This window comes from Mesorhizobium sp. M6A.T.Cr.TU.014.01.1.1 (assembly GCF_004022765.1).
GTDB lineage: Bacteria > Pseudomonadota > Alphaproteobacteria > Rhizobiales > Rhizobiaceae > Mesorhizobium > Mesorhizobium mediterraneum.
The window spans coordinates 35723-57997 of the sequence record NZ_RZPG01000037.1 but is presented as its reverse complement, the minus strand read 5'-3'; the positions used below and the strand labels follow the sequence as shown (position 1 = coordinate 57997).

17 protein-coding genes and 5 pseudogenes are annotated in these 22275 nt (G+C 61.0%); 8 read left to right on the top strand and 14 right to left on the bottom strand.

Annotated elements, in window-relative coordinates:
* Window positions 1-1409, top strand: a 1409-nt coding sequence (locus EN885_RS30110; protein ID WP_164897944.1) for a glutamate synthase subunit beta, incomplete at its 5' end; no start/stop codon positions are given.
* 68 nt (window positions 1410-1477) lie between these two features.
* Here EN885_RS30110 and EN885_RS34430 read toward each other — a convergent pair.
* From EN885_RS34430 to EN885_RS34900, 3 genes and pseudogenes are all read right to left on the bottom strand, one after another.
* Window positions 1478-1672, bottom strand: a pseudogene (locus EN885_RS34430) (DUF459 domain-containing protein); the annotation flags it as partial.
* A 289-nt stretch (window positions 1673-1961) separates the two neighbouring features.
* Window positions 1962-2192: a hypothetical protein gene (locus tag EN885_RS30100; RefSeq protein ID WP_128243896.1), complete on the bottom strand. Its 231-nt coding sequence runs from the start codon at window positions 2190-2192 to the stop codon at window positions 1962-1964.
* 541 nt (window positions 2193-2733) lie between these two features.
* Complete coding sequence (locus EN885_RS34900) at window positions 2734-3489, bottom strand: RHE_PE00001 family protein (protein WP_348627374.1); 756 nt, start codon at window positions 3487-3489, stop codon at window positions 2734-2736.
* Here EN885_RS34900 and EN885_RS34895 point away from each other — a divergent pair.
* The 4 genes and pseudogenes from EN885_RS34895 (at window position 3467) to EN885_RS30080 (ending at window position 5382) form a co-directional block, all read left to right on the top strand.
* Entirely contained in the window at window positions 3467-4072 is a 606-nt protein-coding gene (locus EN885_RS34895) for a hypothetical protein (protein WP_348631656.1), read from the top strand. The genes EN885_RS34900 and EN885_RS34895 overlap by 23 nt on opposite strands.
* Before the next feature lie 56 nt (window positions 4073-4128).
* A pseudogene (locus tag EN885_RS34425) lies at window positions 4129-4368 on the top strand (transposase); the annotation flags it as partial.
* 80 nt (window positions 4369-4448) lie between these two features.
* Window positions 4449-5150, top strand: a pseudogene (locus EN885_RS30085) (IS6 family transposase).
* Between the two features lie 25 nt (window positions 5151-5175).
* Window positions 5176-5382 (top strand): hypothetical protein, encoded by a 207-nt coding sequence (locus tag EN885_RS30080; protein WP_126104958.1) that lies wholly within the window; start codon window positions 5176-5178, stop codon window positions 5380-5382.
* Between the two features lie 25 nt (window positions 5383-5407).
* Here EN885_RS30080 and EN885_RS30075 read toward each other — a convergent pair whose 3' ends face one another.
* From EN885_RS30075 to EN885_RS30060, 3 genes are all read right to left on the bottom strand, one after another.
* Window positions 5408-7438, bottom strand: coding sequence for a class I tRNA ligase family protein (locus EN885_RS30075; RefSeq protein ID WP_164547115.1), 2031 nt, complete (start codon window positions 7436-7438; stop codon window positions 5408-5410).
* Window positions 7402-8760, bottom strand: a complete 1359-nt coding sequence (locus tag EN885_RS30070; protein WP_127203781.1) for a SidA/IucD/PvdA family monooxygenase — start codon at window positions 8758-8760, stop codon at window positions 7402-7404. Before EN885_RS30070 ends, EN885_RS30075 begins: the two co-directional genes overlap by 37 nt.
* Before the next feature lie 1179 nt (window positions 8761-9939).
* Entirely contained in the window at window positions 9940-11175 is a 1236-nt protein-coding gene (locus tag EN885_RS30060) for an MFS transporter (protein WP_126104954.1), read from the bottom strand.
* A 393-nt stretch (window positions 11176-11568) separates the two neighbouring features.
* Here EN885_RS30060 and EN885_RS30055 point away from each other — a divergent pair.
* Window positions 11569-11799, top strand: a pseudogene (locus EN885_RS30055) (IS21 family transposase); the annotation flags it as partial.
* A 161-nt stretch (window positions 11800-11960) separates the two neighbouring features.
* Here EN885_RS30055 and EN885_RS34420 read toward each other — a convergent pair.
* Both EN885_RS34420 and EN885_RS34415 read right to left on the bottom strand, forming a co-directional pair.
* Window positions 11961-12236: a hypothetical protein gene (locus EN885_RS34420; protein ID WP_348631655.1), complete on the bottom strand. Its 276-nt coding sequence runs from the start codon at window positions 12234-12236 to the stop codon at window positions 11961-11963.
* A 123-nt stretch (window positions 12237-12359) separates the two neighbouring features.
* Window positions 12360-12743, bottom strand: coding sequence for a hypothetical protein (locus EN885_RS34415; RefSeq protein WP_245493170.1), 384 nt, complete (start codon window positions 12741-12743; stop codon window positions 12360-12362).
* A gap of 610 nt (window positions 12744-13353) precedes the next feature.
* Here EN885_RS34415 and EN885_RS30045 point away from each other — a divergent pair.
* Both EN885_RS30045 and EN885_RS30040 read left to right on the top strand, forming a co-directional pair.
* Window positions 13354-13550, top strand: a pseudogene (locus EN885_RS30045) (insulinase family protein); the annotation flags it as partial.
* Between the two features lie 57 nt (window positions 13551-13607).
* A complete protein-coding gene (locus tag EN885_RS30040) occupies window positions 13608-14666 on the top strand; it encodes a class I SAM-dependent methyltransferase (RefSeq protein WP_095487025.1) in 1059 nt (352 codons plus the stop codon).
* A gap of 441 nt (window positions 14667-15107) precedes the next feature.
* Here EN885_RS30040 and EN885_RS30035 read toward each other — a convergent pair whose 3' ends face one another.
* The 6 genes from EN885_RS30035 to EN885_RS30010 form a co-directional block, all read right to left on the bottom strand.
* Window positions 15108-16538: an FAD/NAD(P)-binding protein gene (locus EN885_RS30035; protein WP_126104953.1), complete on the bottom strand. Its 1431-nt coding sequence runs from the start codon at window positions 16536-16538 to the stop codon at window positions 15108-15110.
* Window positions 16535-17710 carry an FMNH2-dependent alkanesulfonate monooxygenase gene (ssuD, locus tag EN885_RS30030; RefSeq protein ID WP_127294303.1) on the bottom strand — a complete coding sequence of 392 codons (1176 nt, stop codon included), beginning with the start codon at window positions 17708-17710 and terminating at the stop codon, window positions 16535-16537. The genes EN885_RS30035 and ssuD overlap by 4 nt, the downstream gene beginning before the upstream one ends.
* A gap of 30 nt (window positions 17711-17740) precedes the next feature.
* Window positions 17741-18988, bottom strand: coding sequence for an SfnB family sulfur acquisition oxidoreductase (locus EN885_RS30025; protein ID WP_095487019.1), 1248 nt, complete (start codon window positions 18986-18988; stop codon window positions 17741-17743).
* Complete coding sequence (locus EN885_RS30020) at window positions 18985-19776, bottom strand: ABC transporter ATP-binding protein (RefSeq protein ID WP_127203777.1); 792 nt, start codon at window positions 19774-19776, stop codon at window positions 18985-18987. The genes EN885_RS30025 and EN885_RS30020 overlap by 4 nt, the downstream gene beginning before the upstream one ends.
* Before the next feature lie 65 nt (window positions 19777-19841).
* Entirely contained in the window at window positions 19842-21173 is a 1332-nt protein-coding gene (locus EN885_RS30015; protein WP_127203776.1) for an ABC transporter substrate-binding protein, read from the bottom strand.
* A 49-nt stretch (window positions 21174-21222) separates the two neighbouring features.
* The gene (locus EN885_RS30010) at window positions 21223-22272 is read right to left on the bottom strand and encodes a branched-chain amino acid ABC transporter permease (protein ID WP_128243895.1); all 1050 of its coding nucleotides are present in this window, start codon (window positions 22270-22272) and stop codon (window positions 21223-21225) included.
* Between the last annotated feature and the right edge of the window lie 3 nt (window positions 22273-22275).

Below are 22275 nucleotides of genomic sequence, written 5' to 3'. Positions count from 1 at the left end.
AGTACCAGCCGGCTTCCGACCGCATCCGGCATTTTCGCGAGTTCACGCTGCCGATGTCGGACAAGGAGGTCGAGAAACAGGCCGCGCGCTGCATGGATTGCGGCATTCCGTACTGCCATGGGCCAACCGGCTGCCCGATCCACAACCAGATCCCGGACTGGAACGACCTCGTCTACAATGGCGACTGGGACAATGCGATCCGCAACTTGCATTCGACCAACAATTTCCCGGAATTCACCGGCCGCATCTGTCCGGCACCTTGCGAGGAAGCCTGCACGCTGAACCTCGAGGACATTCCGGTCGCCATCAAGACGATCGAGCAGGCGATCGCCGACAAGGCCTATGAAACCGGTCATATCCGGCCCTATCCGCCGGAAAAAAAGACCGGCAAGCGCGTCGCAATCATCGGCTCGGGGCCGGCCGGCATGGCGGCCGCCCAGCAGCTTGGTCGCGCCGGCCACGACGTCCACGTCTATGAGCGCGAGAGCCGGCCGGGCGGGCTGATGCGCTACGGCATCCCCGACTTCAAGATCGAGAAGCACTATATCGACCGGCGCATCGAGCAGATGCAGGGCGAGGGCGTGAGCTTCCATTGCGGCGTCAATGTCGGCGTCGACAAACCGGTGGCGGAGCTGCTCGCCGAATACGATGCGGTGCTCTATTGCGGCGGTTCCGAAACGCCGCGCCCGGCCAACATTCCCGGCGACGATCTCGACGGCGTGCATGACGCGATGCCCTATCTGGTGCAGCAGAACAAGCGCGTCGGCGGCGAGCCGATCCAGTCGGTGGCGTGGCCCTCCCAGCCGATCGTCGCCGGCGGCCAGCATGTCGTCGTCGTCGGCGGCGGCGACACCGCATCCGACTGCGTCGGCACCGCTTTCCGCCAGGGCGCCGTGCGCGTCACCCAGCTCGACATCCGGCCGCAGCCGCCGGAAAAGGAAGACAAGCTTTCGGTCTGGCCCTACTGGGCGACGAAGATGCGCACCTCATCCTCGCAGGACGAAGGCGCCGAGCGCGAGTTCCAGGTGGCGACGCTCGAATTCATCGGCGAAGACGGCCAGCTGAGCGGCGTCAAATGCTGCGAGGTCGATGAAAAGCGCAAACCGATCGCCGGCACGGAATTCGTCATCCGCGCGGATCTCGCCTTCATCGCCATCGGCTTTGCCGGGCCGGCCGCTCGAGGGCCGGTGTCGGAACTCGACGGGCAGATGACGATCGCCATCGACAGCCGCCGCTCGAACAACGTCGAGGCTAATGACCGCGACTACAAGACCAGCGTCGAAAAGCTCTATGCGGCGGGCGATGTGCGCCGCGGTCAATCGCTGGTCGTCTGGGCGATCCGCGAGGGCCGGCAGGCGGCGCGTTCGATCGACGAGGCGCTGATGGGATCGAGCGTGCTGCCGCGCTGAGTCTGTCTCGAGACCCTACTTGTGCGGCATCTGAAGGCGCTTTCCGCCCTTCCGCTGCCCCGGGCAGCTTACGGACTGATCGCCGTGGTCGTTTCGGTTGTGGCCGCGGCCGCAGGCTGCCGCCTTGGCGGCCAAGAAAAATCGTCGGCGCGGCCGGGCGAAGCAGCGGGCGCCTTGCCCTCGACGACGAATTTTTCACCGGGCCCGTCCGGCTTGGCCGGCGCTGCGGCACCGAGGAGTTCCGAACCGCCGTCGAGTGCCGGTGATTTCGAGTCGGCGTCGGTAGCCGGGGCGGCGGCCTCAGTCTTTTCGTTCGAGGGTGGACTACGCTACTGGCCCAGTACCGGCAAGCATCGAAGGACCTTTACAATCATAAAGGTACGTCACCGGTCTCGCGGCTCACCTATGACGATCTAGACGCGCATTCGAGTGAAGTCTTCTTCAACGCGATCCACAATCCGACTGGCATTTTCGTAAAGGCCTCCTCGGTGCGGGCGGCATCAGGGAGGGTTTTCTCATGACGAGGACTTCTTACGGAAATGGGGGGGCTACTCAAACACATTCAGTGATCAGCGCGGGGGCGGCGTCAGCTATTTCACCGCCGATCTTGGATACAATTTCTTGAACGCGCCGCGCTACCGCATCGGTGCTTTTGTTGGCAACAATTTCCGGCACGAGAGCTACGACGCTTTCGGTTGCACGCAGCAGGCGACCAACTGGAGGACCTGTGTGCCAACCGTCCCGACCTACGTCAACCTCATCAGCCAGGACAACGATTGGCATTCGCTGCGCTCGGCTTGGCCGGGCAGACGCAACTCACCGCGCGACTCAGCCTTTCTGGTGACGTGGCGTTCCTCTTCACGCGGCTCGACGGCAAAGATCAGCACCACATGCGCCCCAAGATCAAGCTAATTCCCGAAGAGCGATGGGCATGGCGTCCAGCTCGAGGCGGTGTTGAACTACAAGGTCACGGATTTGTTCAACATCGGCGTCGGCGCCCGCTACTGGGCCGTGGCGAATAACGGCACCGCTCATTTTCGAAGAGGCAATGGGCGGTCGTGGTTCCCCGCAGGCCGACGATTGGAAGGCAAAGCGCTACGGCGTGTTCGTGCAGGCTAGCATCAAGTTCAACTGAGAGAGCAAGAACCGGGGAGAGCGGCGATGCCACTCCAGCTCATTACGATCATTGGATCAACAGAAGGAAGTTTTCCGAAGAGTTCTGCAGGCGTGCGCAAAGTCGCCAGACAAAGTTCTCTCGGTCCATAGTGTACGTGCCGTCACGCCCGTTCTCGACATGGTTGAATGATACGTCCCGCGCGATCGATCAAAGTCGTTCTTCATTGGTTTTCCGGAAATCGCGGGAGCACAGCGTGCTGTGACCCTCGGCTGCTGGTTTTCTGTCAACGCGCAGATGAGGGAGAATGAGCGTACAGCAAAAATCATCAGTGCTGTCGCTTTCGCCAAAGCCCGCCGCAGCTAAAGGGCCCCACGCCCGGTAGCGCCCCCTGCCGGTCACCTCGCGGATGCCGAGTTCGGCGACCAGCCCGAGCGCAGCGCGCTGGCTGATTTTCAGCTCGGCCGCGACCAGACCTGCCGACACCAGCGGCCGCGCCAGCACCAGCTCGATCAGCGCCGGCAGGCTCGAGTTTTTGCGCCGGTTCCTGAGCCGGCGCTCCATCTGGCTTTTGGCCAGCGCCAGTCGGTCGATCTCCTTGAGCCCGGTCGCGGCGGCTTCGGCGAAGGCATGGAGGACGGCCAGCAGCCGGGTGGTCCGGTCGCGGGCGCGCCGCCGGTCGCGCGAAATGATGCGCAGCCCGGCATTAAGGCAAAACAGATGCGAGCCGACCTTGCCGGTTTGGCGCAGCAGCGCCGCGACGAGCAGATTTCCGAGCCAATGCTGGTGCTGCAGCGGCTCGATTGTCTGCCATGCGTCCCAGGCGATCGCCGCTGCCAGCGCGGCCGGCATGTTTTCGCCGCGCAGCCGGTCGACGATGGCGAGCCAGTCGGCCAGCCGCTGGTCCTCGTCCCAGTCGAGGTCGCGGATCAGCGGCCTGAGATTGTCCGGCAAGACCTGGCGCACTTTCCCCCTGCCCTGCCGTGTCGACCTCCGGGCCGTCTGCCGCGCGCGGCGCCAAATTCTCGCCGGCCAGCAGTCGGCTGGAGCGGGCCAGCACAGCATCGATCTCGGCCAGCTCTTCGCTCAGCGCGTCCTCCTGGTCAGTGTCTTCAGCAAGGTTTTCGCCGGCATCGTCGTCCGCACTGACGGCGGCCGTCGCGGCATCGAGTCCGGAGCCAACTCGGCCGGCGCTCGCCCCGTTGCCGCCCTGCCCTTCGCGGCCACGCAGCGCCAAAAGGCCGGGCGACAGCGCCCAGTCTCGTTTTTGTGTGAAAATGCGGCGGCGGGCGCGCAGCACGGCGTGCGCCCGGGTGAGCTCGTGGGTCGGAGTGCGGATGTCCATGTGGGCGTCGTGCAGCAGGAGGTCTTCGGCATGGACGAGCTCGCCGTCGAGCCACAGCGCGGCGGCGGCGTCGGCAAAGTTTCGCGTTCGAGCCAGCCTTCGCGGACCGGGCTTTTGGCCACGCGCTCGTCGAGGCGGGCGAGGAGGTCTTCGGCTGTCGCTTTTACTTCCCGATTTCAACAGGGAAAGTCAGGTGTTGTTTAGGTTTAGGCGCCACGACAGCCTCGATTTTTCGCTAACGATTTCACTGACTGCTCGATTTGCCACACCGATTGCACAACCGGAAAGCCGCACCCGGCACGTCGCATTCCGACGAAGCATGGTCGGCGGCACGTCGACTCGCTCGCGAGCTCGACAGGATTCTCGACGGTTCGGGGCCAAGACGCGCGGCAATCAACCGGGCCGCGGCCGAGCTGCGCCTCTCGACCCGCCAAGTCTACAATCTGCTGGCGCGCTACCGTAACGATCGGACCGTGACGTCGCTGCTGCCCCAGTTGGATGGCAGCCGCCAGGTTGTGTTGCAAAGCTTTGGTAACTGGTCGCGTGGGAGAACCCTGCATCAATTTTCGCGAGGTTCGAGATGTTCAAAGGCCATCAGTTCGACCAGTCCGTCATCTTGTTATGCGTGCGCTGGTATCTGGCCTACAATCTGAGCCTGCGCGACTGGAAAGAAATGATGGCCGAACGCGGCATTCGGCGTCGATCATTCGACGATCCATCGCTGGGTCATTCATTTCGCGCCGCGGTTGCTGGAGCGCTTCAACCGCCGCAAGCGTGCCATCACCGGCAAAATGGCATGTCGACGAAAGCTACGTCAAGGTTCGCGGTGAGTGGATGTATCTCTACCGCGCCATCGACAGTGTCGGCGACTCGGTCGAATTCTGGTTCAGCGAGCACCGCGACCTGCTGGCTGCCAAGCGCTTCTTCAGGAAAGCCCTGGAGCGCCATAACCGGCCCGATCGCATCGTCATCGACGGCAGCCAGACCAATCATGAAGCCATCACTTCCTGCGATGCGGCAAATCGGTTGCAGGATCGTTCCCGGCGCTTGCTGAACCCGATCACGATCAGGAAAAGTCGATACTTGACAACAGGATCTCGAGCAGGACCACCGGCACATCAAGCGCCGTGTGCGGCCGATGCTGGGTTTCAAGTCGCCGGCCACCGCCAGCATCACCCTGTCGGGGATCGAAATGCTTCACCTGATGCTCAAGCGACAGGCGAGGTACGCGTTCAACCCAAATCCCTTCCTGGCCGAGCAGTTCGCCATACTGGCGGCATGACAGCGGCCTGTCCCGACCAACCTTCATGACACAGAAAAAAACGTTGCAACACAACCAACTCTTGTCGTCGTTTAGCCGCGCTTTTGAAAAGCCATCAACACTTCAGACTTCGCCCGAGCCGGACGACATCGGCGTCGTTTCGGTGACAAGGCTGATCAAAGACGACGTCCACGATGCACTTCCTGGCTTGCCCGCATCCTCCGGGCTGATTCTCGAAAAGTGGCTGCGGTGAACGCCCGAAGTCTTTGATCGGTTATTCAACGGCCTCCGGCGTCATGGCTTGCAGACAGACGGACTGGCTCGGCCATCCAGTCGCGGTCGAACCAGCTGAGCTTGGGAACCCCTAGCCCCAGACTCCTTGCGATGGAGATGGCGAAATCAGGTACGACCGGGTATGTCGCGACACAGAGTCCGACGAGCGCGAAGGTCACCGCGCGGGCCGCAGTCCGGGCAAGCGCCTCCTTCACCTTCGGCGCAGCCGGAACTTGCAGCACTGAACATGAATAGTGGTCAATTGCGTCGACGAACGCCTCGATTGCGCGTGTCAGCTGACGTACGTCCGGGTAATCCGCTTCGAATCGCGCCCGCACTTCCGCGTTGAAGCGTCTGCAGTCCGCGAGGAACGCAATGTCGGTGGCTGACCACTGGCCAGGACACGGGAGCTCGTCTGTCGCGACCCGCCCGATGACCTCGTTAGCCTTCGCGACCGATCTCGACAGCCGTCCGTCCCAGAAGTCCCGTTTCCAGCTCTCGTAGGCACCCATGGAGAAGTCCTCGACAGAACCGTCCGGACGACACCGACACAAGTAGAAGCGAAGCGGCTCGGCAGTTTCTTCCGCAGCGATGTCGTTCACCCAGATTGCGTGTTTTCGTGATGTTGAGAACTTCTTCCCCTCAAGCGTGAGCATCTGGTTGACGAAAATCCGTCGGGGGAGCATCTCATGGAGATCAAGCGCCGAAAGTACCCCGGGAATAACCAACAGACGTCCGAAGGCGTTGTCCGCCCCGAAGAGAATGTCCAGCTCCGGCATCTCGTCCCGTGGGATTTGGTACCAGAAGGCGGGGCATCCGCTCTTTTCTCTTATCGTTTCTAAGGCGAGCAAGTGCCGAGGCACGTGTTCCATGGTGATGGTAAACCGCTGGCATTCAAATCCTGGGATTGGAATCCGAATTCCCTCCCGGTTTGGGTTTGAGATGCAGACCGCCGGAAGCCCCCGGGACAGCCAGGACTCGATATAGAGCTTGGCGTAAATGGGCAGGAAGTTCCGCGAGGCGAAGGATTCGAGTGCGTCATGCAATGGAGCGAGGTTCAGGAAAAGGCGCTTCAGGGGACGACGTTCCAGCGAGCGCCCGTCGAGATCGACCGGATCCTGGAGTTCGGCATCGAGGACCAGCGCGCCGCAATCCTCGCATTCGTGACCGGAGGAATAGCCGCCGCAATATGGACATTTGCCGTGGACGAAGGCGTCCACCTTGAAGCGCCCACTTTGGACGTCATACGGGACCAAATGCTCTCTTTCAGCGATCAGGCCCTTGCTGCAAAGTCGCTTGAAGACCTCGAGAACGACCGCCTTGCCGCGGCGGTCAGGCTTTGTCCCAAGGAAAATATCCGAAACTGCATTGAGCCGATGCAGAGCCTCCTGGAAAGAAGCCGTGTTTTTCTCGGCCAGCTGGTAGTATTCCAGTCCAGCAGCGTCGGCCGCAATTGCAATGTGCTCAAGGTGACCGTGCGTGCCCTGCAGCACGAAAACCTGTCGGCCGCCGGTTTCGGCAATTCGGCGCAACACATCCGCGTAGAGGAACGGTCCTGAGGCATGACCTATATGCATGTTCCCATTCGGGGTAAGCATTGCGGGCACCAGCAGCAGCGGTCTGCTCTTTCCTATCGCTTCGGTCGTGGAAGTCGCCTCTTCGAAGGCTGCGCGGCTGTGCCACCACACTGTCTGCATGACTGCACCGCTGTCCAAAGCCTCAATCCTGTGCCTGCTCAGCGGGTCCATCCTAATGCTCTCTCCGCCAAGCAGCAGGAACGTCTTTTCGTCTAGATGAATTCGAACGCCGCCAGAGATCACCGTCCAAAATTCGACTTCCGTATGGTTGTGACGGCAAGTGGTCGCGCCTGGACTGAGCTTCAGTAGTCGGATGGAAACGTCGCCCCCTTCCGGGAAGGGATCATGCATGACGATGCCCCCTTCGATCGAGATGGGGACCGCGCGTGTTTCATTTTTGAGATCTATTACTTGCGAACACATCATTTCGTTTCCTCTCTCGAATTTCGGGTTGGCCATGCCGCTGGCAAGGTCTCGGGGCGACCTTGAGCAGGTTGAAGCACGTGCCCGTCTTCCAGCGCCCTCGCCACCACCGCAGCCCGTTCGGCCAGACCGCCGAGTGTGTGCTCCGTTGGGCCCCGAAGGCCAAAAGAGTGGTTCACCAAGAAAACGCGAGGTTTCGGACCGGTGAGACACGATTCTGGCATCTGATCGAGTCCCACTTCGAAGGACTCGTCGACAACGACGTCGGCATCTTCCATTCGCGGTTGCAGCAGTTGGAAGAATGATAGATGGCGACGGTTTGAAAAGCCCGTCGCGCATACCAGGAGTTCAATTTCAAGCCTCGTCGAGTCCGGCCTGCCTCCGATTCCGCGAAGGTCAAGACGAAGACCATTCTCGAGACGCTTTGCCGCCGTGATTTCAGTATACGGGAACAGCCTGAGCCTGTCGCGCCCGCACGCCTGGTCCTCGAATCGAAGATCGTAGATGCTTTTGAGGACGTCCTTGGTGACGGTGGAGAAGTTCGTGTTCCTCGTGTCGGAAAGAAACCTCTTGCGATCTTCGAATGGCAACTCCGCGAACTTCAGTGAGTGTGGATAAGTGTAGAAATCATTTACGAACGGGTTGTCATCCGTCTGTTCGAAGAGGTGGCGCCGACCAACGACGATAACTTCCGACACTTCCCGGTGTTGGAGCAGGAATCTGACTATCTCGCCGGCGCTTTGCCCGGACCCGACGACCGCAACGCGAGCATTAGCGTTGATCATTCCCTCGTTCGCATGGGATAGGAAGAAGTTTGAATGCACCACGCGGCCGGAGTCGACGGCCAGTTCTTCGGGGATGTATGGCTCATGCCCAAGGCTGACGACCACGTCGTCTGCCTCGATTTCTGAAACATCTCCGCTCGAGACATCCCTGGTCATGACGACAAGGGTTTGGGTTCCCGACGGCTTCTCGTGCAACCTGACCGCCACCGCCTCCTTGCCGAAAGAAATCTTGTTCGCAAAGAACCGGCTTACCCAGACCAGATAGTCGGAAAACAGCTTCCTTGAAGGATACAGATTGTTCGTATGAATGAAGTGATAGAGAAGCTCCTTCTCACGCAGGAACGAGAAAAAAGTGAATGGGCTTGCCGGATTCCTCAGGAACGCCAGGTCCTTGAACAACGATACTTGGAGCATCGAATCCTCGAAAGCGATGCCCGGGTGCCATTCTGCGCTGTCGCGGCGCTCAAGGACTTCCAGCGAATCCAGAACTGAGGATCCCCGCTCCTTGAGGCAGGTCAGCAGTGCCAGGTTTGCTGGTCCGCTCCCCACGAGTAGTGTCTTTCGTCTTTGCATGCCCGGCTCCCAAAATCGTGCTTGTTTCCAACAGCCCGGTCGCGCGCTCGGCTAAGACAGCGATCCGGCTTCTCCTCAGTTGCTCGAGGGCCATCGCGGCGACATCGGCGAGCGCGGCTTTGCCGGGGTGTATGGGACCCCGCAACTGTTGACGCGTGACGCATTCCACGGCTGCGGCCACCGGAACTGCGGTGGCGATAGCCATGCTTGAGATGCCTCGCTCCTGAAGCTCGGAGCGCAGGATGCACGTCCAGCGGCCAACCCGCCCTTGGCGATCCTCAATTGCGATGTTAAGGACGACCTGGTCGCCATCGTCATTTGGGCTCTGGCGACTTAAAAGCGCCTCCGTGACCTCCTTAACCTGCAGGCGCGCGCTCCCGATTTCGATCTCCTCATCGGACAGCAGCCCGAGGCGATGCAACATCCGAACGCCATCCGCAAAGCCAGGCCACCGCACAGTCAATTGTCGAAGCGTTGGAATGCTAGGATGAGCGCCTTCAGCCGTCGACGAAACCATTGCATCATCGTATGCTTCGAGAAGGCCGACGCCATCCACGAACAGCTGAGATACGCTTTCGAATCGATTTCGCGTTACGGCTTGGCCATCGATTCGAGCCAACGCGAGCCTCTGCTCTATGGGCAGCCGACGCCCAAAAGCAAGAGCATAGTTCAGCGGAGGTTCCGGAATTATGGGAATCCCTCCGCAATGAGTTACTATGCTCTCTATGTCCTTTATTTCAGCCGCAACCAGCGAGACTAAAGATTCAACCAGTCCTGGTTCGAGACCCGCTCCCAAGACTACGGGCGGACCGTTAGGCGGTACCCGGAGAATGTCAGGATCCCCAGGGCTCGGCCTGCCCACGCAAATAATAGGGGTGTGTAGACCTGCCTCGTGCGTTTGGTGCAAAAGCTTGCCGACCAAAACTCGGGAATCTCTCCAAGACGTAGCCATGATCAGCGATCGGGCTTGAACCGAGAGAGCGGATGGACCCAACGACACGTCGAAGCGGACGTTTTCGAGATTGCCCAGAAGCCGTTGCGCCACGGCAAGCGCAGAATGGCTCCTGTCAATCAGGACAACGAACGAGTCCGGCTGGTCCGCAAGTTGCAGCGCCACTGCCCGACCGACCGGCCCGGCTCCGATGACGACGTGTGATCTCCCGTGCATAGTGCCCTGCTTCAGCCTTTTCTGCCAACTACGGTCGGGGTCGGCTTGCGCCGGATCGTGCGATAGCCAAGGAGAGCGATAGCCGTTTGCAGTAGAGCCAAGCCGGCAATCAACAGCGTCAGCGTGTCGTATCCCAGCTGGACTGAGACGAGCCCGGCGGCGAAGGGGAAGAAATACAGGCCAAGAAAATAGGAAAGGCTGAAGATGATCTGCACCAAAGTCCGGGACTGCGGCGCAGTCACGCGGACGGCTTCTGCCTGCATCAGGGGATAGGATAGCCCATAAGTTATGCCGGTCGCCAGCGATGCCATTGCGTAAACGACGGGGTGGCCCGGGGAGTAGTGAAAAACGAGAAGCGAAACGACCATCCCGCCCAGGAGTAGCGGCAACGTGCGGTCGGCCGCACTGCGGGTTACGCGCGGACCAATTGCAAATCTGGAGCCGACTACTCCTATGGCCCAAAAGCCAAAGAATATTTCGTACGGAAGACCTGAATTGTTAGCAAATAGAGCCTGGAAGTTTATCAAAGTAGTGTAAATGCTTCCCGACAACAGTACAAGAACAAAAAACAGAGCAGATTTGCTGAAGAGGAGACCGAAAAGGTCGCGCGCAATCGAGGCGTTATTCGGAATATCGGCTTCGCGGATGTTCGCCGCACGTTGCGCTGCCCACGATGACAACGCTGACCCTGCCGTCGCCGCGAGCATTGCCAGAATGAACATATCCAGCGTGCCCAAGCCGGCGTACCGGGCAAGGAGGCTGCTCAGCAGCGGTCCGCAGGTTAACCCTAAGGTGGAGAATGCAGAGTAGGCCATGAAGCTCGATGGCCGGTCTGCATCGCTTGAGAGGGCGGAAATGCATATCGAGCCCATAGTGAAGTGCAGCGCCCATCCGCTTGATTGCAGCATGTAGCTGAGGAAGTAGGGGAATGTCGCGCGCACCCCCGACAATTCGTTCAAGAGTATGGTCGCGCAGGCTGCTGCATAGAGAAGCCCGCCGATGGGTGCGAGCCTCCGCACACTAAACTGGCGTGTCAGCGTAGGACTGATCAAAACTATGAATATAGCGACCGCCATGCCTGCTGCTGAGATCGAACCAAAAAAGATCTCGTCGCGATCAACCGACAACAGGTAGACTGGAAACAGCGCAAAAACGCCCATCGCGAAGGAAATCAGAGATCGTTCAGCAATGAACATGCGCCTGTACCACAAACGGCGATTAATGATCGAGATGCTGCGAGCGTTCATTTTGTTAGGCCGTGAAATTGTACTTTGCGTCGGGCAGGATGAAGATAAATTATGTATTCAAATATGATTCGCGTTTTTGGTGCGACCATTGTCATGGTCGAAGGAATACGTTTCCTTAGATCGAGAGCCTGAAGCATTGCGGTCCTTCGCCTGTTCATCGTGGCTACCCGTGACACGAGTTATGGCCGGCAGCTGTTGCCCGCCCGGCAACGAAGGCTCTCAAGAGTCATGCCAGTTTGCTTGATTGAGCTGAAGAAGGAACTTTGTGATTGCTTTTCAGTTGATTAGCCCGAGGCAAAGCAAGAGATCGACTGAAAATGGCCATATCGCAAACTCGACAAACCCGACAAAAGATGTCGGATGGCGTTGTTGAAACTGCTCCGCTCTGACCTCGCCGAGGCGACCTGGAGCCAGACCCTGCCGGACTGGATTGGCTCGCATGTGCGCATGTTCCGCTTCTTTGGCGGCGTCCCGCGCCTGATTGTTCCCGACAACCTGAAGTCCGGTGTGAACCGCGCAAGCTTTTACGATCCGGAGATCAACCGCAGCTTCGGCATGATGGCTTCCCACTACGGTGTCGGCGTTCTGCCGGCGCGACCGAAGCGACCGAAGGATAAGGAGCAGGCATCACGATGCACCTTGTTGGAGTTGTTGAGCGACAATTAATCTGGGCGGACGACCACCCCTTGAGCGCCACCTGCTTGGAGGTGGCCCACTGGATGAACAGCCAGGCCGCGCCCTTCTTTTCGGAAGCCGCGTTCATGGCGAGAGCTCAGATCCAGATGTTAGAATCGAAGCTCGTGGCGTTCGGTGCGTGCAGCGGCGGAGCGAAGGCGATCTTCGCCAGATGCCGGCTTCCCCGCAACATCGTTCCAGAAGCCGAACATATTTGAGTCGATCGCCATCGGGGTGCGGCCGGCCATTTCCGGCGGAGACGTCGGAACCGCGATGTTATACTTCTCCAAGGTATCCTTGCGGTAGAACAGCTGGATGTTCTCAAATGCATGCGGGATTGCCCAGATCTGGCCGCCCTCCCCCGTTGCGATCTGACCGGCTTCCATCTTCCAGGTAAGCGCCGCACGCAGGCTCGGGAAGAAGTCGTTGTAGTCGTATCCAGCATCGGTAAGCTTCGGATCGCTCAGGTATTTGTCCAGCGGCTCCAGGGCGCCACTCGGAGCGAGGTCCTACGCGGGCTGAATGCCAGTGCCGAACACATCCCATGCTGGCGACTTCGTCGTCAGTTGGATCGTCATCTTGTTCCAGTAAGAATCGTCTGGGTAGAGTTCCGGCGTGACCTTGATGCCGGTCAGCTTCTCGAACTCCGGAAGTTGCGCAGCGAGAGCATCCGCATAGGGGTGGATGTCGTAGGCCCAAGTTATGCTGGTCCCTTCGAATTGACGCCAGTTCACGGTATCGGCAGCGGCCGAATTAGTGAGCGATGCCGAGACGGCAAAAAACGCCAAGTCAAAAGCATGCTGTTTGCGTAGCGACGCGCACCTGTAACGAGTACGGCGAATGAGCGACCCATGTAATCCTCCCTGGGGCATTTTGCCAATTTTTGGGTCCACTCCTCCATCCCGAGTTCGCCCATAGCCACAATAAGCGGTTTCCAACGACCTCGCTCTGAATGCACCAGGCCAACTGGGTAAAAACGGGTAACCGGCACTTAAAGGCGTTGTAGTATCGCCACCAGAAATACTGCTCCGTGGTGCTGGCCTTTGCCTGGGGGCGCAACACGGCAACTACCCGCTCAAAACGGTTGGTCCTCTACCTCTTATTCACCGTCGCTTTCCTCGCGGCCTAACCCGGCCGGAATATCCGTTGCCAGAAAAAGGCCTCGCGGCCGGTTCGAGGCGCATCCCTCCTCCGAAGCAGCACGCTCAAGTATCGTCACAAGCCCCGAGCGCTTCGCGTTCGGCGATGTCCAAATTCCGACAATGTCGGATACAGTCAGATCTACTGGATTGCGTTTGAATGGTTTTCTCATTTGGCACAGTACATGCGGGTCATCCGCAAAACACGTGACCGACCAACAAGAATTCGCATGATCACCTTACCACAACATACAGCCGCCGCGGAACAATCACTTGGCCCCTGATCGCCCGCCCCGGCACCACAACCGGAGTCATCGATGTTCTGACAGGCTGCCCAAGGATACCTGCTGCAACAGGGCTTGCCCTGGTGACGACCACTCCGGCTCCGCCGGTTACCGACGAGGGCAAAGTGACGGATTTCCTGCTTTTCAACGGCATGGAGGTGGCTGTCATTCCCGACCACCGCGCCGGTCGTCACCCATATGGTCTGGTGCAGGATCGGCAGCGCGGATGAGCCGCCGGGGATATCTGCATGTCTTCGAGCATCTGATGCTCAAGGCGCCTCATGACGAGCACGGCTCCGTCGCCTGGAGAGATTGAACCCAAAGGGAGATTCAGATGTCTGAAGCGAATCAGGAAAAGTTGGACGCATTCTTGGGGAAAATGGTCGGCGATCTCGGTGCGATCGCAACGGGCGCGGGAGTCCTGCTGGGGGACAGACTCGGCCTGTTCAAGGCATTGCGCGAAGGCGGCAAGATGACGGCCGCCGAACTTTCGACACGCACCGGCACCCAGGAACGCCTCGTAAGGGAATGGCTTTCCGGGCAGGCGGCGGCGGGCTACGTCGACTACGACGAAGCGAGCGACAAATTCTATCTCAACGCCGAGCAAGAGCTGGTGTTCGCCGATGAAGACAGCCCGGCCTTCATGGCAGGCGCATTCGAGTTCCTGTCCGCGCTGTGGCTCGATGAAGAAAAGGTGAGGCAGGCATTCCAGTCCGGCAATGGCGTCGGGTGGCACGATCATAGCGCGTGTCTGTTTCGCGGTACGGAGCGGTTCTTCCGTCCAGGCTACAATGCCAATCTGATCGACTCCTGGCTGCCGGCCTTGGAGGGCGTCGTCGAGAAGCTCGAACGCGGCGTGGACGTCGCGGATGTTGGATGCGGTCATGGTGCCTCGACCGTGCTCATGGCACAGGCCTTCCCCAATTCGCGCTTCGTCGGCTTCGACTATCATGCCCCTTCGATTGAGCGCGCCCGCAAGGCGGCCGAGGTAGCCGGCGTCGGCGTCAACACGCGGTTCGACGTCGCGGCCGCCAAGAGCTATCCCGGAACCTACGACCTCGTCACATTCTTCGATTGCCTTCACGACATGGGCGACCCGACGGGCGCCGCCACCCATGTCCACGGATCGCTCAAGCCGGATGGCACGTGGATGATCGTCGAGCCGTTCGCGCATGATCATCTGGCGGCGAACCTCAATCCCGTCGGACGCGTTTACTATGCCGCTTCCACGTTCGTGTGCACGCCCGCGTCCGTGTCGCAGGAAGTCGGGCTCGCGCTTGGAGCCCAGGCCGGTGAGGCGAGGCTGCGCAAGGTGGTGACCGGCGGCGGCTTCAAGCGATTGCGTCGCGCCGCGGAGACACCGTTCAACATGGTGCTGGAGGCCCGCCCTTAGCGTGGCCGTCGCCAGAAATTGCAGCTCATCGCATTTGATGAAGATCACCGCCAAAAATCCGGACGCATCGGGCTTTTCAAGGCGTCTGGGTTCACGCAGAGGTCGCTGCCGAGCCGCCTTCTCTAAACCACTGAAGTCGATGTCCGGCGGCAGATTCTTTCCCTCTCTGCGGCCACAAGGCGAGCAGCCTCGCTGTAGGCGTCTTCCCGCCCAGTGCTTTCTCGACCCGCCGCGGTGGGCTGATCGTCTCGGATCGTCATCAAAGCGGTGGACGCCGGTGCGAAGTCTGGGCATGGAGATCGGCACCTCCGAGGTCGAGCGGATCTGCTAAAAGCGCCAGGAGCGGCACGCGACCAGTGGCCTATTTACGACACGATGGGCTTCCACCTTCGCAATACGCTCGGTGAGTGTCATTTGGATAGCCTCATCGTGTTTGCAGCTTCACGACGCCTTACGACGCAACGCCGTTTGGTATCCAAGCCATTGGTGGATTTCAGCGGCTATACGCTCGGCATGCGCGGTGACTTCGGGAATTCCCATCAATTCGCCAACGCTGCCGCGCGCCAGCGGCCCGCTGACGAAAATGCTGTCGGTCGGTCGGCCGGAAGTGCTGAGCGCACGGCCTTGGCTGTCGGTCGCCAGGCCAAGGCCAATCGGGTCTAGCCGGACCAGTCCCATTCGCCCGAGATCGGCAATTGCTGTGTTGGTCCGGAAAATATCGGCATGCGCCGGCCCGGTCGTGACGACCACCCTGTCGAACGTCTCGGTTGTCTGAGTGGGTTGGCGCCTTGGCCGCATCGTGACGCGAATGCGCCCGTCGACCTGCTCGGCGCCGACGATCGATGCGGCGCGATAGGCGAGCATGCCTTCGGCAACGCGGCGATCGAGCACGTCCGCGACCTGTGGCGCGATGCGGAAGCGATGCACATCCCACAGCGTGCGCAAATGGCGCACGAGGCGGCGTTGCTCGTCGAGCGGCAGGGCCTGCCAGATGATTTGTCCCTGACGTCGGACGGCATCGAGCACCGGGTGCCAGTCTTCGCCCCGACGCTTGGCATCTAGGATCGTGGCCCGGATGCGTCTGAGCATCACTGTTGCGCTGCGTGAAGGCAGACTGATGAAATCACCAATCGGGTCGACCGGGAGCACCGCGTGGCTGCGCGAACGATAACCATGACGTGACAGCGCGACGATGCGGCTACGATGCCCATTGCGGTCCAGCGTGGCAATGATGTCCGCCGACGTCAGTCCAGTGCCGACTACGAGCACATGGTCGTCGCGGCCGATCGCTTGCAGTCCTCCGAGATCATAGGGATTGGCCAACAGCCGGGCTGCAGCAGCCACGGACCGCAGGGCCGATGGCAAGGCGGGTGGCGGATGCGTCGCCGCAATCACTAGGGCGTCGGCTGCGAGCGTCCTTCCATCAGCGAGAATCAGGATGTAGCCCTGGCCACTGAGCTCGACTGACGCGACGGCGGACCTGACATGACGGATCACTTTGCCGAAGAGAAAGGGTTGGAGATAAGATTCCACGTAGCGCCCGAAAACGCGTCGCTGTGGGTAGAGTGCTCCATTTGCGGCAATAGCCTCGGCATCGTCGAGAATCGCGCCGGTCTGCTCCAGCCAATCGGCAAAGTGGCTGTCCTGGCCGGAGATCAGCGTCATTCTCGACGCCGGCACGTTGATGCGGTGTGAAGGATCGGCCGTCGAGTAGGCCAGACCATAGCCGAGCCCGTCTCTGGGCTCGACGACCACGATATCGGCAGCACCGGCGGGCAGCAGCCGCGCAAGATGAAACGCGGTCGCCGCACCGGAAAAGCCGCCACCGATGATGGCTACGACCGGTCCCCTGCCCAAGTCTCTGGCGCTCAAGACTGACTCGCGCGCGGTGCCGAAGGCCGATGGTCGCCGGCCACCGTTTCGCCGAACGGTCCCATGTTGACGGTCGTCGGGCGGGTCGAGATTTCATGATCGAGCGGCAACAACGGCAACACCAGTTCGCCGAACCGATAGGCCTCCTCCAGATGCGGATAGCCGGACAGGATAAAGCTATCGATGCCAATGCGCCGGTATTCGTCGATCCGTTCCGCAACTGTCGCCGCATCGCCGACCAGGGCGGTGCCGGCGCCGCCGCGCACCAGGCCAACGCCAGCCCACAGGTTCGGACTGATTTCGAGCTTGTCGCGGCGGCCGCCATGAAGCCGGCTCATGCGCGACTGGCCGACGGAATCCATGCGCGCGAAAACCTTCTGCGCCTCGGTTATCGTGTTGTCGTCCAGGCGGCTGATCAGGCGGTCGGCATCGGCCCAGGCCTCATCATTGGTCTCGCGGACGATGACATGCAGCCTGATGCCGAAAGTCACCTGGCGCCCGGCTTTCTCGGCAAGACCGCGCACATGGGCAATCTTTGCCGCGACGTCCGCCGGCGGTTCGCCCCAGGTCAGATATTTGTCGATCTGTTCGGCGGCGACCGCGTTACCGGCATCGGACGAGCCGCCGAAATAGAGCGGCGGATGTGGCGTCTGCACGGGCGGAAACAGTAGGCGACCGTCCTCGATACGGAAGTGCTTGCCTGCGAACGCTACGGTCTCGCCGCGAAGCACCGCCTTGTAGATGTCGAGGAATTCCCGCGTCACCTCATAGCGCTCGTCATGGCTGAGGAAGATGCCGTCGCCCTTGTTCTCGACCGGATCCCCGCCGGTGACGACGTTGATGAGCAGGCGTCCGCCGGAAATGCGGTCGAGCGTCGAGGTCATGCGCGCGGCTAGCGTCGGCGATTGCAGGCCCGGCCGGACGGCGACAAGGAAGCGAAGCCGCTGCGTCAGCGGTGCCAGCGCCGACGCCACGACCCAGCTATCTTCGCAACTGCGTCCTGTCGGCAGCAGCGCGCCATAGTAGCCGATGGCATCGGCGGCTTTCGCGACTTGGGTGAGATAGGGCAAGTCGACCGCCCTTCCCCCCTCTGAGGTGCCGAGATAGCGGCTGTCGCCATGAGTCGGCAGAAACCACAGGACCTTGATCCTGTCGGGAGTGGCAATGCTCATGAATGGTCCTCTGTGATTTGGAGGCGCTCACTAGCTCCAGGCATGGAGTGGCGGATTTACGTCGTTGAGGTAGTAGTTGCCGAGGATCGCGTATTTCCAGCGCACCGGATCGTGCAGCGTGTGGGTGCGGGCGTTGCGCCAGTGCCGGTCGAGATTGTGCTCGGCCAGCGTCGAGCGTGTGCCGGCGAGCTCGAACAGCTTGTTCGTGGCAATGATGGCGATCTCTGTGGTGAGAATCTTGGATTCGGCAACCGCGATCTGCGCTTCCGCGACGGTCTTCTCGTTCGGGTCGGCCACGGCGCGATCGACCGCAAGCCCGGCCCTTTCCAGAACCGCCTCTGCCGCGTTGGTCCGCAGGCGAAGGTCGCCAATCGCCTGGATCGTATAAGGATCCTGCCAGGCATGATCGACGCCGCTGTCGATCCAGGCGCGCGACTTGGTGCGCACGAAGCCGACAGTCTCGTCGATCGCCGCCTTGGCGATGCCGAGATCGACCGCGGCCTGGATGATCTGGAAGATGGCGCCGTCGGCCGTCGGCCTGTCGTAGCCCTTATAGCCGGGGACGAGATGCGTTTTGGGCACCTTGACATTGTCGAGCAGGACCGTGCCGGACAAAGTCGTCTTCTGTCCGAAGCTCGACCAGTCGTCGATGACCGTCAGCCCGGGCGCGCCGCGATCGGCGATGGCATACCAGGCACGCCCCTCGTCATCGAGGGCCACGATCGGCACCAGATGGGCAAGCAGAGCACCGCTCGAATAGAATTTCTGGCCGTTGACCACGACATGGTCGCCGGCGTCGACGAACTTTGTCTCGAAGTCGGCCGCGCGCTTGGAGCCGAACTCGGAGAACGCGTTGCCGAAGCGCGTGCCGGACAGCACCTCAGCGAAAAGCAGCTTCTTCTGCGCCTCGTCGGAGACGGTGCGGATAGCGGCGACGACGCCAAGATGGTTCTGCGGAATCTGGCCGAGCGACGGATCGGCCGCCGAGATGATGGTGATCACCTTCGACAGGGTCACATAGGAGAGCTCCGGCCCGCCATAGGCTTTCGGCACGTTGATCGACCACAGGCCGCTCTGCGAAAACGCATCGAGCTCTTCCTTCGGCCAGATGCGTTCACGATCCCGCTTGGAGGCATCCCTGGCGAATTCGGCGGCGAGTTTTTCGGCGACAGCGATTGCCTCGGCATCGGCCTTGATCACATGCGCCTTGGCAGAGGGTCGTTCGACCGGCGGGACGGCACTGCGGCTATCCGACGCCTGCCTGGATTGGATGGTCATGCTGCTGTCTCCTTGGGAAAATGTTGCGGTGGAAGCGGCGCGCCGCCGAGGTAGTAGGTTTTGATATCGGTGCGCTGGCGCAAGTCGGCAGCCGATCCTTCCAGCACGCTGACGCCGTTCTCGAGCACGGTGGCGCGGTCGGCGTATTTCAGCGCGACCGCCGAATTCTGTTCGGCAACGAGGATCGAAAGGCCTTCGTCGCGGTTGAGCCATTTCAGGGCGCTGAAGATCTCGTCGACGATCAGCGGTGCCAGCCCCATCGACGGCTCGTCCAGAACAAAGAGTTTCGGCCGCGACATCAGACCCCGGCCGATAGCCGTCATCTGCTGCTCGCCCCCGGAAGTGAGGCCGGACCGGGTTCGCCGCTTCTCGGCGAGCCTTGGGAAAAGTGAATAGACACGATCGAGGTCGGCCTTGACGCCAGTGCGAGAGGACGAGCGTCCGAGCGCGCCGGTGAAGAGGTTCTCTTCGACCGTCAGCGAGCGGAAGCAATGCCGGCCCTCGAGGACTTGGACAAGGCCGCTGCGGACTAGGTGCGAGGGGCTTGCCCTTGAAACATCCCCGCCACCGAAGGTGATCCGACCGGCGGTAATGGCGCCGCGCTCAGCCTGAAGGAGATTGGATACGGCGCGCAGCAGTGTCGTCTTGCCGGCACCGTTGGAGCCGAGCAGCGCGACGATCTCGCCCCTGCCAACCAACAAGTCGACGCCGTGTAGGGCGGCGATGGCGCCGTTGTAGACAGCTTCCACGCTGCTAACTGACAGTATCGGGTATTCCGGGATGGACATCGATGACTCCGCTCGGGAAGGTGGATGGCGCGGCCGGCCAGATTTGTCGGCCGCGCATACCAAATTCAGTTGCTGACCACCGCGTCGGCGTCCTCGGCCGTGCGGATCTTGATGCCCTTTTCCTTGGCATAGGCCTCGGACGACTTCTCGATGATCGGACGCAGCAGCTTCCAGTCGGGAGCGATCCAGTCGGAGACGACATTCCACTTCTTGCCGTCCCATTGCTGGAAGGTCACGTAGCCGTCACCCTCGTGATTGTCCCAGGAGACGTTGATCGAGTGGAACAGGTCCTTGGCGCCGAGTGCCTCGACGCGCGCCGGATCGAGCTTGAGATGCTCGAAGCCCCAACGCACTTCGTCGCCGGTCAGCGTGCGGTTGCCGAACTTCGCCTGTGCGATGCGGACCGCCTCGACATTAAGGATGCCATTGACGATGCCGAGATTATGGTAGACCGAGCCGATGCGGCTCTTGTCCTCGAGATTGCCCTTGCCGGCGCCGTAGACGGTTTTGACGATCTCCTGGACCACCGGATACTGCTCGCCCGAGGCCTGGGTGGTGATGGCGGTGTAGCCCTTAGCGGCATCGCCGGCGGGGATGACGTCTTCCTCGGAGTTGGACCAGACGTTTCCGACGATATGGTCGGCCGGGAAGCCGGTCTTCTGGGCGGTTTTCAGGGCAACGGGGTTCATCACCCCCCAGCCGCGCAGCACCACGTAATCCGGATGCTCGCGCCGGATCGTCAGCCATTGCGCCTGCTGCTCGTTGCCGGGATGCGGCACCTCGATCTGCGACAGCTCGAAGCCGTATTTCTGCGAAAGCAATTCATAGATCGGGATCGTCTCCTTGCCGTAGGGCGAGCCGTGATAGAGCACCACGATCTTCTTGCCTTTGAGCTTGTCGAGGCCGCCTTTCTTGGAGGCGATGTAGTTCACGATGCCGGAGGTCTCGCTGTAGGGATTGAGCAGCAGCGGGAAGACGTAAGGGAACACGCGCCCATCTGTCGTGTCGGTGCGGCCATGGTTGATGGTTATCAGTGGAACCTTGTCATCGGTGATGCGGTCGATCATGGCGTATGCGATGCCTACGGAAAGCGGGTTCCAGGCGGCGATGCCGGGATTGCTCTTCAATCGTTCGTAGACCTCGACGCCCTTCTCGACCTCATACTGCGTCTCGCCTTCGCTCCAGGTCAGCTTGACGCCGTTGACGCCTCCGTCTCGGATGTTGATCAGGTTGAGATAGTCGATGAAGCCGCCGAAGAAGCCGGTGCCGCCGGCGGCATAGGGGCCGACGCGGTAGCTCTGCAGAGGAAAATACTGTTCGTCGGCGTGAACCGCCGTCGCGCCGAAGACGAAGGCCGTGGCGATCGCCGCCTTTCGTAGGTGACTGAAGAAGGTCATGGGTTGCATCTCCTGAGGTTGTGGTCCGTGAGAGGATGTCGAGCGGCGCTCAGCTGGACCTCGAGCCGATCCGTCGTTTCAGGCGGTCGAAGAGGGCCGACAGCCCGTTCGGTTCCGCGATGAGGAAGATGATGATGAGCGCGCCAAGCACGATGCGCTGGCTCATGTCGAGCACACCTGAATCGAACAGGCCGCCGAACACGAAGGCGCCGAGCCGGGACAGAAAGAGCGGGAAGACGACGATGAACGCCGCGCCCAGAAAGGCGCCGCGTATCGAAGCCAGCCCGCCGATGATGATGATGAACAGGATCTGGAACGAGCGGTCGAGGTTGAACCCGGCCGGCTCGACGGTGCGCAGATAGGTGAAGGCCCACAGCACGCCGGCAACGCCGATGATGAAGGACGACAGCGCGAAGGCGAGCAGCTTGGTCTTGAGCACCGGAACGCCGATGACCCGTGCCGCGGTCTCGTTGTCGCGCACGGCGATGAAGTTGCGGCCGGTGGCGCTGTTGACCAGCCTCGACACGAGCACTGTGATCAGGATCACCGTCGTCACCGAAAGCAAATAGCGGCCGGTCGCGCTGTCGAGCGAAAGACCGGCGACGGCCAGGTGCGGCGCCGAGACCACCCCGGACGGGTTGTCGTTGGAGAACCAGCCGAACTTGGTTAGCGCCCATTGCACGAAGAACTGGGCGGCGAGCGTCGAGACGGCGAGGTAGAAGCCGCGCAGCCTGAGACTGGGCAGGCCGAACACGACGCCGAAGCCGGCGGCGGAAATTCCGGCCAGGATCATGGTCACCGCCAGCGGCAGGCCTTCGACCCTAAGGTTGAAATTGTAGGCGCCGAACGCGCCCACCGCCATGAAGGCGGAAGAGCCAAGCGAGAGCTGGCCGCAATAGCCGGTCAGCAAATTGAGGCCGACCGCCGCCAGGCTGAGCGCCAGGAATGGCAGCAGGATCGCCTCGACCAGATAGCCCGAAGCATAGGCAGGGACCACGCCGTAGGCGACGACGAACAGGGCGGTCGGCAATGCCAGCTTCTGAACGAGTTTCGCCCACTCGACTGGAAGCCTTGCGGTGTCGAGAGCTTGCACGGCCATGGT

Excerpts from the sequence above, each read along its gene's own strand:
- EN885_RS30010 (WP_128243895.1), bottom strand. The coding sequence starts at position 22,272 with ATGGCCGTGCAAGCTCTCGACACCGCAAGGCTTCCAGTCGAGTGGGCG.
- EN885_RS30060 (WP_126104954.1), bottom strand. The coding sequence starts at position 11,175 with ATGAACGCTCGCAGCATCTCGATCATTAATCGCCGTTTGTGGTACAGG.
- EN885_RS30040 (WP_095487025.1), top strand. The coding sequence starts at position 13,608 with ATGTCTGAAGCGAATCAGGAAAAGTTGGACGCATTCTTGGGGAAAATG.
- EN885_RS30070 (WP_127203781.1), bottom strand. The coding sequence starts at position 8,760 with ATGCAAAGACGAAAGACACTACTCGTGGGGAGCGGACCAGCAAACCTG.
- EN885_RS30100 (WP_128243896.1), bottom strand. The coding sequence starts at position 2,192 with ATGCCAATCGTTGTCCTGGCTGATGAGGTTGACGTAGGTCGGGACGGT.
- EN885_RS30015 (WP_127203776.1), bottom strand. The coding sequence starts at position 21,173 with ATGACCTTCTTCAGTCACCTACGAAAGGCGGCGATCGCCACGGCCTTC.
- ssuD (WP_127294303.1), bottom strand. The coding sequence starts at position 17,710 with ATGAGCATTGCCACTCCCGACAGGATCAAGGTCCTGTGGTTTCTGCCG.
- EN885_RS30075 (WP_164547115.1), bottom strand. The coding sequence starts at position 7,438 with ATGGCCAACCCGAAATTCGAGAGAGGAAACGAAATGATGTGTTCGCAA.
- EN885_RS30080 (WP_126104958.1), top strand. The coding sequence starts at position 5,176 with ATGACACAGAAAAAAACGTTGCAACACAACCAACTCTTGTCGTCGTTT.
- EN885_RS30020 (WP_127203777.1), bottom strand. The coding sequence starts at position 19,776 with ATGTCCATCCCGGAATACCCGATACTGTCAGTTAGCAGCGTGGAAGCT.
- EN885_RS34420 (WP_348631655.1), bottom strand. The coding sequence starts at position 12,236 with ATGGAAGCCGGTCAGATCGCAACGGGGGAGGGCGGCCAGATCTGGGCA.
- EN885_RS30025 (WP_095487019.1), bottom strand. The coding sequence starts at position 18,988 with ATGACCATCCAATCCAGGCAGGCGTCGGATAGCCGCAGTGCCGTCCCG.